This is a genomic window from Streptomyces sp. NPDC058231 (assembly GCF_042882275.1).
GTDB lineage: Bacteria > Actinomycetota > Actinomycetes > Streptomycetales > Streptomycetaceae > Streptomyces.
Window position 1 is genome coordinate 56,119 of sequence record NZ_JBHVWN010000016.1, and the last position, 15,032, is coordinate 71,150.

General features: G+C 70.8%; 19 protein-coding genes. 17 read left to right on the forward strand and 2 right to left on the reverse strand.

The annotated features are described in order from the left end of the window. The first annotated feature begins 125 nt into the window (after nt 1-125). The 8 genes from ACFVXE_RS14320 to ACFVXE_RS14355 all read left to right on the forward strand — a co-directional run bounded on the left by ACFVXE_RS14320 (nt 126) and on the right by ACFVXE_RS14355 (nt 5,638). Nucleotides 126-1,019 carry an alpha/beta hydrolase family protein gene (locus tag ACFVXE_RS14320; RefSeq protein WP_389671435.1) on the forward strand — a complete coding sequence of 298 codons (894 nt, stop codon included), beginning with the start codon at nt 126-128 and terminating at the stop codon, nt 1,017-1,019. A 41-nt stretch (nt 1,020-1,060) separates the two neighbouring features. Further along, nucleotides 1,061-1,315: a MoaD/ThiS family protein gene (locus ACFVXE_RS14325; RefSeq protein WP_389671436.1), complete on the forward strand. Its 255-nt coding sequence runs from the start codon at nt 1,061-1,063 to the stop codon at nt 1,313-1,315. A 10-nt stretch (nt 1,316-1,325) separates the two neighbouring features. Then, the gene (locus ACFVXE_RS14330; RefSeq protein ID WP_389671437.1) at nt 1,326-2,702 is read left to right on the forward strand and encodes a hypothetical protein; all 1,377 of its coding nucleotides are present in this window, start codon (nt 1,326-1,328) and stop codon (nt 2,700-2,702) included. Between the two features lie 151 nt (nt 2,703-2,853). Beyond that, entirely contained in the window at nt 2,854-3,543 is a 690-nt protein-coding gene (locus tag ACFVXE_RS14335; protein WP_389671438.1) for a DUF2993 domain-containing protein, read from the forward strand. A 251-nt stretch (nt 3,544-3,794) separates the two neighbouring features. Next, nucleotides 3,795-3,902: a putative leader peptide gene (locus ACFVXE_RS14340; protein WP_350998240.1), complete on the forward strand. Its 108-nt coding sequence runs from the start codon at nt 3,795-3,797 to the stop codon at nt 3,900-3,902. Nucleotides 3,903-4,046: 144 nt separating this feature from the next. Next, entirely contained in the window at nt 4,047-4,892 is an 846-nt protein-coding gene (locus tag ACFVXE_RS14345) for a sulfurtransferase (protein WP_389671439.1), read from the forward strand. Nucleotides 4,893-4,943: 51 nt separating this feature from the next. Next, complete coding sequence (locus ACFVXE_RS14350) at nt 4,944-5,231, forward strand: DUF1416 domain-containing protein (RefSeq protein ID WP_030590573.1); 288 nt, start codon at nt 4,944-4,946, stop codon at nt 5,229-5,231. Nucleotides 5,232-5,377: 146 nt separating this feature from the next. After that, the gene (locus tag ACFVXE_RS14355; RefSeq protein ID WP_389671440.1) at nt 5,378-5,638 is read left to right on the forward strand and encodes a DUF3099 domain-containing protein; all 261 of its coding nucleotides are present in this window, start codon (nt 5,378-5,380) and stop codon (nt 5,636-5,638) included. A gap of 16 nt (nt 5,639-5,654) precedes the next feature. On the opposite strand, the gene ACFVXE_RS14360 is transcribed toward ACFVXE_RS14355, so the two are convergent. After that, the gene (locus ACFVXE_RS14360; protein ID WP_389671441.1) at nt 5,655-6,017 is read right to left on the reverse strand and encodes a DsrE family protein; all 363 of its coding nucleotides are present in this window, start codon (nt 6,015-6,017) and stop codon (nt 5,655-5,657) included. Nucleotides 6,018-6,288: 271 nt separating this feature from the next. On the opposite strand from ACFVXE_RS14360, the gene ACFVXE_RS14365 reads away from it, so the two are divergent. The 6 genes from ACFVXE_RS14365 (at nt 6,289) to ACFVXE_RS14390 (ending at nt 11,409) form a co-directional block, all read left to right on the forward strand. After that, nucleotides 6,289-7,035, forward strand: a complete 747-nt coding sequence (locus ACFVXE_RS14365) for a hypothetical protein (protein WP_389671442.1) — start codon at nt 6,289-6,291, stop codon at nt 7,033-7,035. Beyond that, the gene (locus ACFVXE_RS14370; protein ID WP_389671443.1) at nt 7,032-7,886 is read left to right on the forward strand and encodes a hypothetical protein; all 855 of its coding nucleotides are present in this window, start codon (nt 7,032-7,034) and stop codon (nt 7,884-7,886) included. The genes ACFVXE_RS14365 and ACFVXE_RS14370 overlap by 4 nt, the downstream gene beginning before the upstream one ends. Continuing rightward, nucleotides 7,883-8,857, forward strand: a complete 975-nt coding sequence (locus tag ACFVXE_RS14375) for a hypothetical protein (RefSeq protein ID WP_389671444.1) — start codon at nt 7,883-7,885, stop codon at nt 8,855-8,857. Before ACFVXE_RS14370 ends, ACFVXE_RS14375 begins: the two co-directional genes overlap by 4 nt. 280 nt (nt 8,858-9,137) lie before the next feature. Next, on the forward strand, nt 9,138-9,710 hold the full coding sequence (locus ACFVXE_RS14380) for an FABP family protein (RefSeq protein WP_389671445.1): 573 nt from the start codon (nt 9,138-9,140) through the stop codon (nt 9,708-9,710). Nucleotides 9,711-9,774: 64 nt separating this feature from the next. Beyond that, entirely contained in the window at nt 9,775-10,260 is a 486-nt protein-coding gene (locus ACFVXE_RS14385; RefSeq protein ID WP_389671446.1) for a Fur family transcriptional regulator, read from the forward strand. Between the two features lie 183 nt (nt 10,261-10,443). Further along, nucleotides 10,444-11,409: a YgfZ/GcvT domain-containing protein gene (locus tag ACFVXE_RS14390; protein WP_389671447.1), complete on the forward strand. Its 966-nt coding sequence runs from the start codon at nt 10,444-10,446 to the stop codon at nt 11,407-11,409. A gap of 63 nt (nt 11,410-11,472) precedes the next feature. Here the strand turns inward: ACFVXE_RS14390 and dtd are convergent, their stop codons facing one another. Beyond that, entirely contained in the window at nt 11,473-11,922 is a 450-nt protein-coding gene (gene dtd / locus ACFVXE_RS14395) for a D-aminoacyl-tRNA deacylase (RefSeq protein WP_389671448.1), read from the reverse strand. 117 nt (nt 11,923-12,039) lie between these two features. On the opposite strand from dtd, the gene ACFVXE_RS14400 reads away from it, so the two are divergent. The 3 genes from ACFVXE_RS14400 (at nt 12,040) to ACFVXE_RS14410 (ending at nt 14,990) form a co-directional block, all read left to right on the forward strand. Then, nucleotides 12,040-12,645 (forward strand): ABC transporter substrate-binding protein, encoded by a 606-nt coding sequence (locus ACFVXE_RS14400; protein ID WP_389671449.1) that lies wholly within the window; start codon nt 12,040-12,042, stop codon nt 12,643-12,645. A gap of 48 nt (nt 12,646-12,693) precedes the next feature. Next, nucleotides 12,694-13,668 (forward strand): asparaginase, encoded by a 975-nt coding sequence (locus tag ACFVXE_RS14405; protein WP_389671450.1) that lies wholly within the window; start codon nt 12,694-12,696, stop codon nt 13,666-13,668. Between the two features lie 71 nt (nt 13,669-13,739). Next, on the forward strand, nt 13,740-14,990 hold the full coding sequence (locus ACFVXE_RS14410) for a GNAT family N-acetyltransferase (RefSeq protein ID WP_389671451.1): 1,251 nt from the start codon (nt 13,740-13,742) through the stop codon (nt 14,988-14,990). The last annotated feature ends 42 nt before the right edge of the window (nt 14,991-15,032 follow it).

Genomic DNA, 15,032 nt, shown 5'->3' on the forward strand with positions numbered 1-15,032 from the left:
TACGGTGCGGACCCGCGCCCGGGGACCGCTGAGCTTGTCGAAACGTCGTCGTAACAACGCGCGGAAAGCACAAAAGGACCCGGGGGCTGCATTGCCCGGATCCTCTTCCCAGCAGAATAGCCCACATGAGTTCTGTGTCCGAGAGTTCGTTTCGGAGTTCTTCTGTTCACTTGATCACGCCGGGCACCCGGCGCACGACGTTGCGGACGGATGACGGGCTGACGATCGAGGCGGTGTACGAACCGTGTACGACCGGTTCCGCACCCGGTGCCGGCTCCGTGGACGGGACCACCGCGATCGTGGTCGCGCACGGCTTCACCGGATCGGTGGACCGGCCCGCGGTGCGTCGCGCGGCAAGGGTGTTCGCCCAGCGTGCGGCCGTGATCACGTTCTCCTTCCGGGGGCACGGAGGATCCGGCGGACGGTCGACGGTCGGTGACCGCGAGGTGCTCGATCTGGCCGCCGCGGTCGCGTGGGCGCGCTCTCTCGGGCACCGGCGCGTGGTGACGGTTGGGTTCTCGATGGGCGGTTCCGTGGTGCTCCGGCACGGGGCGCTGTATACGTCTCCCGGCACGGCCCCGGCGACGGAACCGCACGCGCGTACGGTACCCGCGCAAAGGGGGCGCATCGAAGCGCACGCGGACGCGGTGGTCGCCGTCAGTGCGCCTGCCCGTTGGTACTACCGGGGCACGGCCCCGATGCGGCGCCTGCACTGGATGGTGACCCGGCCCGCCGGGCGGCTGGTCGGCAGGTACGGCTTCCGCACCCGGATCGACCGCAACGACTGGGACCCGGTGCCGCTCTCCCCGGTCGAGGCGGTCCCGCTGATCGCCCCGGCGCCGCTGCTGATCGTCCACGGCGACCAGGACCCGTACTTCCCGCTCGACCACCCGCGCATGCTGGCCGACGCGGCGCGGGGCAGCGCCGAACTGTGGCTGCTGCGTGGCATGGGCCACGCCGAGAACGCGGCGGACGCGAGCTTGCTCACCCGGATCGCGGACTGGGCGGTGACGGAGTGATTCATCATGGACAGCTGACGCGAGACGAAGGGAGCGTCGCCATGCCAGCGGGAACCATCCGCTACTGGGCCGCCGCCAAGGCAGCCGCCGGAACCGCGGAGGAGCCGTACGCGGCTGCCACGCTCGCCGAGGCACTCGACGCGGTGCGCGAGCGGCACCCGGGTGAGCTCACCCGAGTGCTGCAAAGGTGCTCGTACCTGATCGACGGTGACCCCGTGGGGTCCCGCAGCCATGAGACCGTACGCCTTGCCGAGGGCGGCACGGTCGAGGTGCTCCCGCCGTTCGCAGGAGGGTGAACCGCAGAACATGAGCAGCAACGATCAGCAGCATCCGTACGGACCGGAGTCCGGCACGGGCCAGGGGTACGGAGACGGATACGGCCTGGAGCCGCAGCCGTACGGGCAGCAGGTCCCGTACGACCCGAACCGGGCACAGCAGGACCCCGGTCTCACGCAGACCTGGGAGGGCCAGACCTGGGACACCCAGTACCAGCCCGCCGTCCAGCCCACGCGGCGACAGCCGCAGCAGCAGCCCCGGACGCAGCCGTACGAGCAGCAGCAGCCGGACCAGTACGGGCAGCCCCAGCAGTACGGGCAGCAGCAGTACGAGCAGCCCTACGCCCAGCCGCACGCCCAGCCGTACGAGCAGCCGCACGCCCAGCCGTACGAGCAGCAGCAGCCGGATCGGTACGGGCAGCCGCAGTACGAGCAGCCGTACGCCCAGCAGTACGGGCAGTACCCGGCGGCGCAGGCGCCCCAGCCCCAGCAGCCCGTCCCGGACGCGGGCCGGATCACCCCGGGCGCCACCGGCTCGTACCCGCTGCCCCCCGAGGCCCCGGCGGCCGCTCCGGCCGCCGCCGCACCGGAGACCGCGTCCGCGCACGACTCCTCCGGTTACAGCGCGCCCACCACTCTGGGGAACAGCCGCGTCACGGACGCCCAGCGCGCCCGCGCCGAGGGCCGTTCGCCGATCATCGCGCCGGGCATGCAGCCGGCCGCGATCACCGCGGCGCTCGGGCTGCTGCTCGCGCTCGGTGCCGCGATCGGGCAGTACGCCCTGTTCGTGCCGCTGGTGCTGCTCCAGGCCGTGACGGCCGCGGGCTGGTTCCGGCTCAACGGCATGTGGCCGGCCCGGCAGGGCATCGCGCTCGCCTTCGCCGGTGGGTTCGTGGCCGATGTCGCTCTGCTCGCCGCGGGCCGGGACAACGCCCCGGCCGCCATCCTCGGCACCCTCGGCATCTGGGTGCTGCTGACCGTCGTCCTGCAGCTGCGCAGCCACGCGAGTGCCGACGAGCGGATGTACGGGCTGATGGCCACCGTCGCCTCGGCGGCCCTCGCGATCCTCGCCGCCGGGCATCTCGCGGCGGCGCCGGACGCGGTGACAGTGGGATGCGCGGCCGTCGCGGTCGCCGTGCTCGCCCGGGCGCTGCCGCTGCCCGGACCCGCTTCGGTCGTGGTGGCGATGCTCGCCGCCACCGGCGCCGGTGTGGCGGCCGGGGCGCTCACCGACCTCGGTGCGAAGGGTGCGCTCCTCGGGCTCGCGGCCGGTGTCTGCGCGCTGATCGGCCTGCGGGTGGCCAGTTACGACTACCCGTCGCGCTTCGTGCACATGACCGCCGGGGTGGCGCTTCCGCTGACCGCCGCCGCTCCCGCCGTGTATCTGATCGGCCGCGCGCTCTCCTGACCCGGCCGCACGTGATGCCGCGCGCCCTCGGCCCTTCCCGGGAACCGGGGAGGGCCCCCGGCTCGTCGATCACCCCGGGCGTGCCGTGACGCCGCAGTAGGCTCACGGGCGCCAGGGGTCCGGCCGGATGCAGGGTGGGGGAGGAACGGGCATGCGTGCACTGCGAATACTGCTGGTCATGGTGGTGGTTCTGGGCGTCGTCTTCATCGCCGTCGACCGGGCGGCGGCGTACTTCGCCGAGTCCGAGGTGGAGAGCAGGGTCGAGGTCACCGGTGCCACGATCGGCTCGACGGACGTCTCCATCAAGGGTTTCCCGTTCCTGACCCAGGTCGCAGGATCCGCGCTCGACCAGGTCGACATCAAGCTCACCGGCATCGAGGCCGCCGCCGGCGGCCACCGGATCCGGATCAGCGAAATGGACGCCGAACTCCGCGACGTCGAGCTGGCCGACGGTTTCTCCAGTGCCACCGCGACCCGGGCCACGGGCACGGCGACCATCTCCTACGAGGATCTGACGCGCGCGGCCGACGACGGTGTCGTGGTCGCGTACGGCGGCAGCGGCAAGGTGAAGGTGACCGGCTCGGTCGAGGTCCTCGGCCGCACCCTCAAGCGCAGTGTGATCTCCACGGTCACCCTGGTCGACGGCCACACCGTGCGGGTGCGCGCGGACAAGGTGCCGGGTGAGGGCATCCCCGGACTCGAAGGTCTGGTGCGCGGGAGGACCGACTTCGAGCGGGAGGTCGGGGCGCTGCCGAGCGGCCTGAAGCTGCAGCGGATCGAGCCGACGAAGGACGGTCTGGTGATCTCGGTGACGGGTTCGGACATCCGGCTCGCCGGGTAGGCAGCCGGACGTACGGCCGGACGGGTGACCGGACAGATGATCCGGCGCGCGGCGGGGTAGGAGCCCGGAAGTCACCCGGTCACATATTGAGACGGACTCGTCCGACCCGTAGATGACCGAGGGGTGCGATGCTCCGCGGCTCGGCCCGCGCGGCGGAGTGCTCGCCCATCTGTCCCATCATGTGGACGATCGTGTCTCATGATGCGACACGGCGGTGACATGGCCGCCCGGACGTCCCTACGATCGGTCCCATGCAGTGCTCTATCAGCGGTCTCCGTCAGTGGGGCCAGGCGGATCTTACGAAGCGGCGGGCAGTAGACCTGTGCCGCGTCGCCGCCATGCTCTGTCGCACTGTCTGAGCGGGCTCCCGCATCCCGCGTTCCCCGGCCCTTCGACCGCTGTCAGGGCCCGTCCCGTGCATGTGTGTACGCGCTGGAACCGTGTCTTTCGTACACCGTCACTCCCGCACCATCTCGCCGCAGACTGCCCCGGAGGAGAACAGAATGAGCCGCAGTGACGTCCTGGTAGACGCCGACTGGGTCGAGGCCCACATCGACGACCCGCAGGTCGCTCTTGTCGAGGTCGACGAGGACACCTCGGCGTACGAGAAGAACCACATCAAGAACGCGATCCGGATCGACTGGACCAAGGACCTCCAGGACCCGGTCCGCCGTGACTTCATCGATCAGGCCGGCTTCGAGAAGCTCCTGTCCGAGAAGGGCATCGGCAACGACACCACGGTCGTGCTCTACGGCGGCAACAACAACTGGTTCGCGTCCTACGCGTTCTGGTACTTCAAGCTCTACGGCCACCAGGACGTCCGCCTGCTCGACGGCGGCCGCAAGAAGTGGGAGCTCGACTCCCGCGACCTGGTCGACGGCGACCAGATCCCGTCCCGCCCGGCCACCGAGTACAAGGCCAAGGCCCAGGACGAGTCGATCCGCGCCTACCGCGACGACGTCGTGGCCGCGATCGGCAACCAGAACCTGGTCGACGTGCGTTCGCCCGACGAGTTCAGCGGCAAGCTGCTCGCCCCGGCGCACCTTCCGCAGGAGCAGTCGCAGCGCCCCGGCCACGTGCCGAGCGCCCGCAACATCCCGTGGTCGAAGAACGCCAACGACGACGGCACGTTCAAGTCGGACGACGAGCTGAAGGCGCTGTACGAGGCCGAGCAGGTCGACCTGGCGAAGGACACCATCGCGTACTGCCGCATCGGTGAGCGTTCCGCGCTCACCTGGTTCGTACTGCACCAGCTGCTCGGTGTCGAGAACGTCAAGAACTACGACGGTTCGTGGACCGAGTACGGCTCCCTGGTGGGTGTGCCGATCGAGCTCGGCGCCAACAAGTAACCCCGGTACGACCTCGACCAGCATGACCCCCGACCAGAAGGACAGAACACCATGTGTGGAGCACAGGCCGGCGGCCCCGACGCTTCGACCATCAAGCCGGGTGAGACCACCATCCAGGGCAGCGTGACCCGCGACGGTGAGCCCGTCACCGGCTACGTGCGCCTGCTGGACTCGACCGGCGAGTTCACCGCGGAGGTCCCGACCTCGGCGACCGGGCAGTTCCGCTTCTACGCGGCCGAGGGCACCTGGACGGTACGCGCCCTCGTCCCGGGCGGCAGCGCCGACCGCACGGTCGTCGCGCAGACCGGTGGCCTCTCCGAGGTGGCCATCGCCGTCTGATCCGCGGCACATACCGGCCGGAGGGCCGTACCCCAGGGGGTTGGACGCCTTCTGAAGCGGGGTGCGGCCCTCCGCGCCGTCCGCGGCGGTTCACGCGGGGCCGCACGGCCCGGTCGCACGGGCCCGATCGGGCCTACGCTTGATTCATGTACGCCCGGCGCCGTCGCGGCTATTTCCTCATGATGGGCGGATGCATCGTCCTCTTCGTGTCCGCCTGGGCCTTCGTACGGCTCTGGTCGATGCCCGTCGCCATAGGAATGTGCGTGGTGGCCATGGTCATCCCGCCGGTCGCGGCCATGGTCGCCAACCGGCGGGGGCCGGACGACCGCTGGTGGGACGATCCGTCCGGTGACCCGAAGTCGGACGAGTGGTGGGACGAGCTCGACGGCAAGAAACGGCGCCAGTAGCGCCGCTGTGGTGCCATCAGTAGACGAGGGCCTGGACGCCGTCCGCCATGATCTCGCTGACGAAGACCTGGGCGCCGGCGATCCGCACCCCGTCCAGCACGTCGTTCTCCGTGATGTCGCGGCGTGCCGCGCACTGCGTGCAGAGGGTGATCAGACCGCCCGCCTGAATCGACTCGATCAGGTCCGGCAGCGGTGCGGAGTGCGGCAGTTCGAATTCGGCGGCGCGGCCCGGCAGGGCGAACCAGGCGGATTCGCCGGTCAGCCAGAGCGAGACGTCCACACCGCTGGCGACGGCGACCGCCGCCACCGTGAACGCCTGCGAGCAGCGCTCGGCGGCATCGGCACCTGCGGTCACCTTGATCACGAGCTTCTTCGGCATATGCCGAACTGTAATCGGCGGCCGCACAACCTCACCCCGCAGCGGTGAGTCAGTTGGGTGCGCAGGTAACGGAATCTGCGCCTCAGGTCTCGTGGGGGGACCCCTTTTGGAACCGAAAGACACCATTCCTGACGGGCCGGCCGAGCCGCCCGTGCAGGTCGTGGAGATGCCGGTCCCGGTGACGGAGCCGCTCGCAGCGGCTCCCGCGCCCGTTCCCGTGCACGCTCCTTTTCCCACGCCCGCACCCGCGCCCGTCCCTGCGTCCGCAGCCGTGCCGGCGCCGGTCAAACCGCGGCCCCGTGGCCGCACGGCCCTGTTGATCGCCGCCGCCGCGGTGCTCGGTATCGCCGGCGGCACCGCCGTCGGATACGGCGTGCAGGCCGACCGGGTCCCGACCCCGCTGCCCGCCCTTTCGCAGCCGAACCTGGTCTACCCGGCGAAGGCGCTGCCCGCCGACAAGGTCCCGGACCCGCTGCCCGTGTCGCAGGACCGGCAGCTGAAGACGGACGGCGATCTGCGCGAGCTGCTCGTCAAACGGCCCTCGGGCGCACGCAAGCCGCCCTTCCCGCTCCAGAGCGAGGGGTGGGTGACTCTCGACGAGTACGCGAGATGGTTCGACAGCGAGGGCTACATGTTCGAGCAGCTCGTCGAGGCCGACATCCGTCGGATCGCGGGCGCCGACTGGGAGCAGGGCCGGCACCGCCAGGTGAGCGTCCGCCTCGTGCAGTTCCGGTCCAGCGCACAGCTCGGAGCGTCCGACCACGCGAGCGGCCAGTTGGACTACATGCCGTACGACAAGGACGGCGCGGGTAACGAGGGAGATCCGATCAAGGGCAGCGGCAACGGCCGCTACTTCCTGTACAAGGTCGAGAACAAGCCCGGCTACCTGCCGCTCCACCATGCGCGAGCCATCGCGCAGCGCGGCGACATCATGCTCGACATTCATATCTACGACACCTCGCCGATCAGCAAGAAGGACATCCGGACACTGGCCGAGCGACAGCTGGAGCGGCTGTGAACGACGACCACCTGACACCCGACATCGCCCGGCCCGCCGTGCCTGTCGAACCCGCCGTGCCTGTCGAACCCGCCGTGCCTGTCGTGCCCGCCGAACCTGTCGGGACCGCGCCGAAGCGCCGGGCCCGGCGGGTGGTCCTCGCGACGCTCCCGTTCGTGCTGGTCCTCGGTGCCGTCGGCGGCGCAGCCGGCTACGTCAAGACCGCCGTGGACGGCGCCGACCGCACCGTCACCACCAGAGTCTGGGACGCCGGCTCGGACAGACCTTCCAAGGACCCGGCCGGGAATGTCGGCCGGGGCAAGGCCGACACCGAACTCAGCAAGCTGCTGCTGCCGGCTCCCGACTCGTACCGGCTCGGTCCGGACATCGACGAGTACGGCAACGACACGGAGATCAGCGGCGTGAAGGCCACCGCCCTGATGAAGGAGAACGGCCGGGGGATCGCGGGCAGACAGCGCCGCGAACTGGAGAAGCGCATCGACAAGCTCCACATCCAGGGCATCGCGCAGCGCTCGTACACCTCCGAGGACAACACTCTGACGGTCGGGACCTTGATCGTGCGGATGAAGGACAAGAAGGCCGTCCATGACATGTTCGGCTTCCGGTCCGAGCTGATGGGTGCCTTCAGCGGGTTCCGCAAGGGCCCGAAGATCAGCGGCCACAGCAAGGCCAAGTGCTTCCGGGAGTCCGTCCACAAGGAGAAGCTCGACGGCATGTCCTGTGTCGCCTACGACGGGGAACTGCTCATCACCGTCGAGGCGGTCGGCAGCAAGCCGTTCAGCCCGGACCACGTCGCTGCTCTGGTGAAGAAGCAGCTCGACCACATCGAGTCCCCGGGGAAGTACATATGAGCGAGCAGACGGCGGCTCCGGCCGCCGCGACGGACGAGCCCTCCGCCACGGAGCAGGCGGCTGCCCCGGCACCCGCCCCTGCCCCGGAGCTTCCGGCGGCCGCAGCACCCGTGCCGCCCGCAGTGCCTCCGATATCTGAGGCACCCGCGCCGCCCGCTGTGCCTCCCGCGCCCGCAGCGGCGGCGTGGCCCGGCGAGCCCGTACCGGCTCCCCGGCCGCCCCGCCGCGTGCTGCGGGCCGTCGCCCGCTGGACCGCCGCGGTGCTGGTACTCGGCGGTCTCGGCACCGGTACGGCGCTCGGCATCACCGCCATGGAGCGCACCGACGTGCCGGGCCTGGCCACCGAGGGCGACGGTCGCTGGGACTACCCGGAACTGAGCCTGCCCGCGCTGCCGGCAGGTTCGCCGCGCCCGTTCAGCGACGGCAATGTCGCCGAGGTGCACCACGCCGACCTGCGGAAGCTGCTGATCCCCGCCCCGGCCGGAGCGACCGCGGACAAGAAGCTGACGGGCGGCTGGGTGAGCACGGCGCAGTTCGTCAGCGAGTTCCGCAAGGACAAGCGCGGCGAACTCACCCAGCTGCTCGACGACTCGGCCCTGCGCCACATCGCGGCGCGCGGCTGGACGATGCCGGACGGCACGAGGTCCAAGGTCTATCTGCTGCAGTTCAACTCGACGGCGTACGCCCAGGGGCTCCGGGACGACACCTACCTGAGCAGCACGCCGGGCATACCGCTCGACTGGCCGAAGGAACTCCAGATGGACGAGAGCTGGAAGGCCTCCGGCTATGCGCCCGAGACCTACGTCTACGCATTCGGCGAGACGAAGACCGGGAAGGGCCGGATCCATGAGGCCTACGTCCAGGCCGGTGACACGCTCGCGCTGGTCATCCACTCGCAGCAGGGCAAGAAGATCGCCGAGCAGATCCCGTTCCGCCAGACGCTGATCCTGCAGGACCAGCTGCTGGGCTGACCCGCACACCGGGGGATCCCCTTCCCCCGGCAAACCCCGAACCGTCGGGCCGGGCCCCAACCCATTAGGCTGGGGCCCGGCCCTGTACTGCCGCCATACCGCTCGTTATCGCTCGTCCGAGGAGCTCCCGTGCTTGAGGCATTCTTCTCCACCCTGCTGGTCCTGGTCTGCGTCGGCGTCCTCGCCTTCGCCGGTGTGACCGTGAAGAAGCTGTACCAGGGCCAGCGCTGACCCGCGCCCGCACCGCTCACCACCCCCTCACAGATCGTCTGAGCCGCTCATGATCGAGATTCCGTCCGACCTTCACCCGGACCTGGTCCCGCTTGCCTTCCTGCTCGGCAACTGGACCGGCGCGGGCGTGTCCGACTTCCCCGGCGCCGAGAAGTGCAACTTCGGCCAGGAAGTCTCCTTCAGCCACGACGGCCGGGACTTCCTGGAGTACGTCTCGCACTCCTGGGTGCTCGACGCCGAAGGCAACAAGGTCAAGCCGCTGGAGACCGAGTCCGGCTACTGGCGCATCGACAAGCACCGCAAGGTCGAGGTCGTCATGGTCCGCGACCAGGGCGTCATCGAGATCTGGTACGGCGAGCTCGCCCACCAGAAGCCGCAGATCGACCTGGTCACCGACGCGGTGGCCCGGACCGCGGCCTCCGGCCCGTACAACGGCGGCAAGCGCCTCTACGGGTACGTGAACAGCGACCTGATGTGGGTCGGCGAGAAGGCCACCCCCGACGTCGAGCTGCGCCCGTACATGTCGGCGCACCTGAAGAAGGTCGTCACCCCGGAAGAGGTCGAGGCGATGGCGAAGAGCCTCGGCGACCTGCCGGACGACGGAATCGCGTTCTTCAAGTAGCCGCTGACGTTCCGGTGGTCGCAGGACCTGCGGCCAGGTGCTCATCCGGTCCTACACTGGGCCTGTGGTGAGCACCGACTGGAAGACCGATCTCCGGCAGCGCGGTTACCGGCTGACGCCGCAGCGGCAGCTTGTCCTGGAAGCGGTCGACACGCTGGAACACGCGACGCCGGACGACATCCTCGCCGAGGTGCGCAGGACGGCGTCCGGTGTGAACATCTCCACCGTCTACCGGACCCTGGAGCTCCTGGAGGAGCTGCAGCTGGTCAGCCATGCCCATCTGGGGCACGGGGCGCCGACGTACCACCTCGCCGACCGCCACCACCACATCCATCTGGTCTGCCGGGACTGCGAGGACGTCATCGAGGCCGATGTCGACGTCGTCGCCGAATTCACCGCGAAGCTGCGGGACAGCCTGGGCTTCGAGACCGATATGAAGCACTTCGCGATCTTCGGCCGCTGCGCCGGCTGCGCGGCGAAGGCGGCGGCGGGTCATGAGGGCGACGGGCAGGCGTCCGACGGGGCCCGGTCACCCGTGCCCGGACAGTAAGAGGCCGCGCGGACAGGTGGGGCGGCGTCGCGTGCCGATGGGCGGCGCCTGGCGGCGTTGTCGTCGGTCGACGACGCTCCGCGTCGCCTTCCTCCTCCGCCTTGCCAGGCTTGCCCCTCGCCCCGCTCCTTCCTCCACCCCACCTGTCCGCGCGGCCTCCAAACCGAGTCGTACGCTGGTCGCATGAAGAGCCCCCTGCTGTCCCTGCCCGGCGCCGTCCCCGCCGAGGGCCGCGACGAAGGCGTCGCCGCGCACTACGGCGACCTGTTCCGCGAGCAGCGCGCCCTCGCCGACGGCTCCGGCCTCGTCGACCTCTCGCACCGCGGCGTCGTCACCGTCACCGGAAGCGACCGGCTGGCCTGGCTGCACCTGCTGCTCACCCAGCACGTCAGCGAACTCGCCCCGGGCCAGGCCACCGAGGCACTGATCCTCTCCGCCAACGGACACATCGAGCACGCCCTCTATCTCGTCGACGACGGCGAGACGGTGTGGATGCACGTCGAGCCGGGCACCCGGGGCGAACTGGTCGCCTATCTGGAGTCGATGAAGTTCTTCTACCGGGTGGAAGTCGCCGACCGCACCGAGGACTTCGCCGTCGTGCACCTGCCGGCCGGCTCCATCGCGGAGGTTCCCGAAGGGATCGCCGTACGGGAGATGCCGCACGGCCGGGATCTGTTCCTGCCCCGCGCCGACCTGGAGAAGTACGCCGCCGAACAGGGCCCCGCGGTCGGAATCCTGGCGTACGAGGCGCTGCGCGTGGAGGCGCACCGCCCCCGCCTCGGCTTCGAGACCGACCACCGCACCATCCCGCACGAGTTGGGCTGGATCGGCAGCGCCGTCCATCTCCAGAAGGGCTGCTACCGCGGCCAGGAGACCGTCGCCCGGGTGCAGAACCTGGGGAAGCCGCCGCGCCGGCTGGTCTTCCTGCACCTGGACGGCAGCGAGGTGCTGCTGCCCGGGCACGGCACCCCGGTGCGGCTCGCCGCCGACGGGACGGAGGGGCGGCAGCTCGGCTTCATCACGACGTCCGCCCGCCACCACGAGCTGGGCCCGATCGCTCTGGCGCTGGTCAAGAGGAACGTGGCGGTGGACGCGGAACTGCTCGCGGGGGGTACGGCGGCGGCCCAGGAGACGGTCGTCGAGCCGTAGATCTCCTACGCGCGACCGTCTACCGGCGCTGTTCGAACCGGCGCAGGTCCGAACCGGAACGGTTCAGACCTCGACCAGGACGGTGAACGGGCCGTGATTCGTGAGCGAGACCCGCATGTCCGCTCCGAACCGGCCCGTCTCCACGTGCGCCCCGAGCGCCCGCAACTGCGCCACCACCTCGTCGACCAGCGGTTCCGCGATGTCGCCGGGGGCAGCGGCGTTCCAGGTGGGCCTGCGGCCCTTCCGGGCGTCCCCGTAGAGGGTGAACTGCGAAATCACCAGAAGTGGCGCATTCACGTCGGAGCAGGACTTCTCGCCCTCCAGGATGCGGACCGACCAGAGCTTGCGGGCGAGTTGCGCCGCCTTCTCCGCTGTGTCCCCGTGGGTGACCCCGACCAGCACACACAGTCCCTCGCCGACAATTTCGCCGACCACCTCGGGTCCGCCCCCGTCGCACGCGCCGTCGGCCACCGTGACGCTCGCGCCGTCCACCCTCTGTATCACTGCACGCATACAGACCAACCTATCTTGGGCTGAACGGGTACAGAGCAACTGCGTAGTCACCGTGCGGAGTGGCACCATGCACGGGAGGCGGTGTGCCGACGCACCGGTCGAGGGGATGGACGAAGCATGAGCACATACGGAACCGGGCAATCCCCCGGTGCCCCACCGGTCACACGTGCCACCGGTACCGGCGCCATGCGCCCACCCGTGCAGCGGACCGGCACCGGCCTCGACGACGGCCCGTCCGGGCAGCCGTGGCCGGAGCTGGGCACCCTGCGGCTGCCGGAACTGCGCACGCTGCGCCGTGACTCGCAGCGCGATGAGGCGGACCTCAGTTACGTACGCCGTCTGGTCCAGGGACGGATCGACATCCTGCGGGCCGAGCTGGCCCGCCGCAGGGACCCCGAGACACCCGTCGTGGACCGGCTCTCCGAGATCCTCGCCGACTCCCCGTCCCGCCACCGCTCGTCCGCCCGGCACGTCACGCTGACCACTCCGCGCAGCGACGAGTTCCGCAGGCTGGCCGCCGAGACGCTCGCCGAGGTCGAGCTCTCCGACCTCGACGCCCGGACGGACGAAGAGCTGCACACCGCGATGGGACGGCTGGTCCGCTACGAACAGCAGGTCTCCCGCCGCCGTCACCGGCTGCAGCGCACCGCTGACGATTGCAGCGCGGAGATCGCCCGCAGGTACCGTGACGGGGAAGCACAAGTAGACGACCTGCTCGCCTGAAGCGATCCTTCCGGGGCGGGTCCCGCACCACCCCGGAAGGCCGCCACGATGAGTTCCACACCCTCCATATCCCCGGCGTCCCCCACGCTGCCCGTACTGGCCGAGGTCGTACGGTCCGGCTTCGTCGAGGGTCACCACCGGGGTTCGCTGGTCGTGCTGGCCGCCGACGGCAGTGTGCAGCAGACACTGGGCGACCCGGCCGCGCCGGTCTTCCCGCGCTCCTCCAACAAGCCGATGCAGGCCGCCGCCATGCTCCGGGCCGGCCTGGAGCTGTCCGGGGAGCGGCTGGCGCTGGCCGCCGCGAGCCACTCGGGCGAGGAGTTCCACCTCGAACTCGTACGCAAGATGCTCGCCGAGCACGGGCTGACGCCCGACGACCTGCAGACCCCGCCCGACCTGCCGCTGGACCCGAAGGAGGCGGAGTCGTACCTCGCCGCCGGCCGGGTCCGCGACCGGGTCACCATGAACTGCTCCGGCAAGCACGCGGCGATGCTCGCGGTCTGTCTGCACAACGGCTGGGACCCGGCGACCTACCTGGACCCCGCCCATCCGCTCCAGCAGCTGATCCACCAGGTGATCGAGGAGGCGGCGGGCGAGCCGGTCGCGGCAGTCGGCACCGATGGCTGCGGGGCCCCGCTGATGGCGATCAGCCTGATCGGTCTGGCCCGGGCGTTCCGCTCGTTCGTACTGGCGCCGGAAGGCACCGCGGAGCGCCGGGTGGCGGACGCGATGCGCGCCCACCCCGAGTACGTGGCGGGCACCCGGCGTCCCGACACCTGGCTGATGCGTGAGGTGCCGGGCGCACTCTCCAAGATGGGCGCCGAGGCCGTCCAGGCGCTGGCGCTGCCGGACGGCCGGGCACTGGCGTTCAAGATCGACGACGGTGGCGGGCGCGCACTCGGCCCGGTGCTGGCCAGGGCGCTGGGGCTGCTCGGCGTCGACGCCCCGGTGGTGGACCGGATCGGCAAGGCACCGCTGCTGGGCGGCGCCGCGGAAGTGGGCGCGGTCCGGGCGGCGTTCTGACCGGTCCGGGGGTCCCGCGCGGGCCTGTAAATCCTGGCGACATTCCCCGTTCCCGTGCCTAGCGTTGGGGCATGAATCCTGAGGTCCGAGCCGTCACCGCGTCCGATGTCCCCGACTGGCTGCGCGCCCGTAACACCGGCTTCCTGCAGGCACCGGCCGTGTCGGAACAGGAGGTGGCGAACCGCCTCCCGCATTACGACCTGGAGCGCACGCGGGGGGTGTTCGACGACGGGCGGTGCGTGGCGACGTTCCGGTCGTTCGCGCACGAGCTCACGGTCGTCGGCGGTGCCACGGTGCCGTCCGACGCGATCACCAACGTCTCGGTGTCGCCCACGCACCGGCGCCGCGGGCTGCTCAGCGCGATGATGGCGGCGGACCTGGCGGTGGCGAAGGAGCGCGGCGACGTGACCGCCACCCTGATCGCCGCCGAGTACCCGATCTACGGGCGGTACGGGTTCGGCCCGGCCACCTGGATCACCGAATGGGAGATCGACGTCCCGCGGGCCGGCCTTGACCCGCGCTGGTCGGGGCCGTCCGAGGCGGACGACGGCCGGATCGACCTGGTGGACGGGGCGGACGTACGCAAGCTCGGCCCCGCCCTGCACGACCGGCTGCGGGCCCGGCAGCACGGTGCGGTCAGCCGCGGGGACCGCTGGTGGCAGCTGCGGACCGGCCAGGACCTGCCGCTGCCGGACAAATGGACGGAGCCGTTCTACGCGGTCTACCGCAGTTCGGACGGAGAGGTCGACGGCCTGCTCGCCTACCGCGTCGACGGCAAATGGGGCGACGCGAAGCAGCCGCTGAACCGGGTGAACGTGCTCGACCTGATCGCCCTCACACCGGCGGCGGAACGGTCGCTGTGGCACTTCGTCTGCTCGATCGACTGGGTCACCACGGTCCGCTCCGGCTACCGCGCCCCCGACGACCTGCTTCCTCTCCTCCTCCCGGACCCGCGGGCGGCCCGCATCGTCACACAGGCGGACTGGATGTGGGTGCGCGTCCTGGACGTCGTACGAACCCTGGAGGCCCGCACCTACGCCGTCCCGGCAGCCCTCACCCTGGAGGTCCACGACCCGGCGGGCCTGAGCGGCGGCCGCTTCCGCCTCGACGCCTCCCCGGCGGGCGCGTCCTGCGCACCCACGACACGGAGCGCCGATCTCGCCCTGGACGTGCGGGAGCTGGGGACGCTCTGTCTCGGCGACGAATCGGCGCTCCGGCTCGCGGCACTGGGAAGGATCGATGAGCTCACGCCGGGTGCAGCGGCGGTGGCGGACGGAGTGTTCCGGGCGGCCCGGCGGGCCTGGTGCCCGGACGTCTTCTGACCGTGGGTCACGGGCCGCGGGTCACCGGCCGGGGCAGGGGAG

What these genes read in the sequence shown, in the direction of transcription:
- ACFVXE_RS14340 (WP_350998240.1), top strand. Translation starts at nt 3,795, where the DNA reads ATGCAGTGCTCTATCAGCGGTCTCCGTCAGTGGGGCCAGGCGGATCTT.
- ACFVXE_RS14375 (WP_389671444.1), top strand. Translation starts at nt 7,883, where the DNA reads ATGAGCGAGCAGACGGCGGCTCCGGCCGCCGCGACGGACGAGCCCTCC.
- ACFVXE_RS14355 (WP_389671440.1), top strand. Translation starts at nt 5,378, where the DNA reads ATGTACGCCCGGCGCCGTCGCGGCTATTTCCTCATGATGGGCGGATGC.
- ACFVXE_RS14410 (WP_389671451.1), top strand. Translation starts at nt 13,740, where the DNA reads ATGAATCCTGAGGTCCGAGCCGTCACCGCGTCCGATGTCCCCGACTGG.
- ACFVXE_RS14400 (WP_389671449.1), top strand. Translation starts at nt 12,040, where the DNA reads ATGAGCACATACGGAACCGGGCAATCCCCCGGTGCCCCACCGGTCACA.
- ACFVXE_RS14330 (WP_389671437.1), top strand. Translation starts at nt 1,326, where the DNA reads ATGAGCAGCAACGATCAGCAGCATCCGTACGGACCGGAGTCCGGCACG.
- ACFVXE_RS14380 (WP_389671445.1), top strand. Translation starts at nt 9,138, where the DNA reads ATGATCGAGATTCCGTCCGACCTTCACCCGGACCTGGTCCCGCTTGCC.
- ACFVXE_RS14390 (WP_389671447.1), top strand. Translation starts at nt 10,444, where the DNA reads ATGAAGAGCCCCCTGCTGTCCCTGCCCGGCGCCGTCCCCGCCGAGGGC.
- ACFVXE_RS14360 (WP_389671441.1), bottom strand. Translation starts at nt 6,017, where the DNA reads ATGCCGAAGAAGCTCGTGATCAAGGTGACCGCAGGTGCCGATGCCGCC.
- dtd (WP_389671448.1), bottom strand. Translation starts at nt 11,922, where the DNA reads ATGCGTGCAGTGATACAGAGGGTGGACGGCGCGAGCGTCACGGTGGCC.
- ACFVXE_RS14325 (WP_389671436.1), top strand. Translation starts at nt 1,061, where the DNA reads ATGCCAGCGGGAACCATCCGCTACTGGGCCGCCGCCAAGGCAGCCGCC.
- ACFVXE_RS14345 (WP_389671439.1), top strand. Translation starts at nt 4,047, where the DNA reads ATGAGCCGCAGTGACGTCCTGGTAGACGCCGACTGGGTCGAGGCCCAC.
- ACFVXE_RS14405 (WP_389671450.1), top strand. Translation starts at nt 12,694, where the DNA reads ATGAGTTCCACACCCTCCATATCCCCGGCGTCCCCCACGCTGCCCGTA.
- ACFVXE_RS14320 (WP_389671435.1), top strand. Translation starts at nt 126, where the DNA reads ATGAGTTCTGTGTCCGAGAGTTCGTTTCGGAGTTCTTCTGTTCACTTG.
- ACFVXE_RS14335 (WP_389671438.1), top strand. Translation starts at nt 2,854, where the DNA reads ATGCGTGCACTGCGAATACTGCTGGTCATGGTGGTGGTTCTGGGCGTC.
- ACFVXE_RS14350 (WP_030590573.1), top strand. Translation starts at nt 4,944, where the DNA reads ATGTGTGGAGCACAGGCCGGCGGCCCCGACGCTTCGACCATCAAGCCG.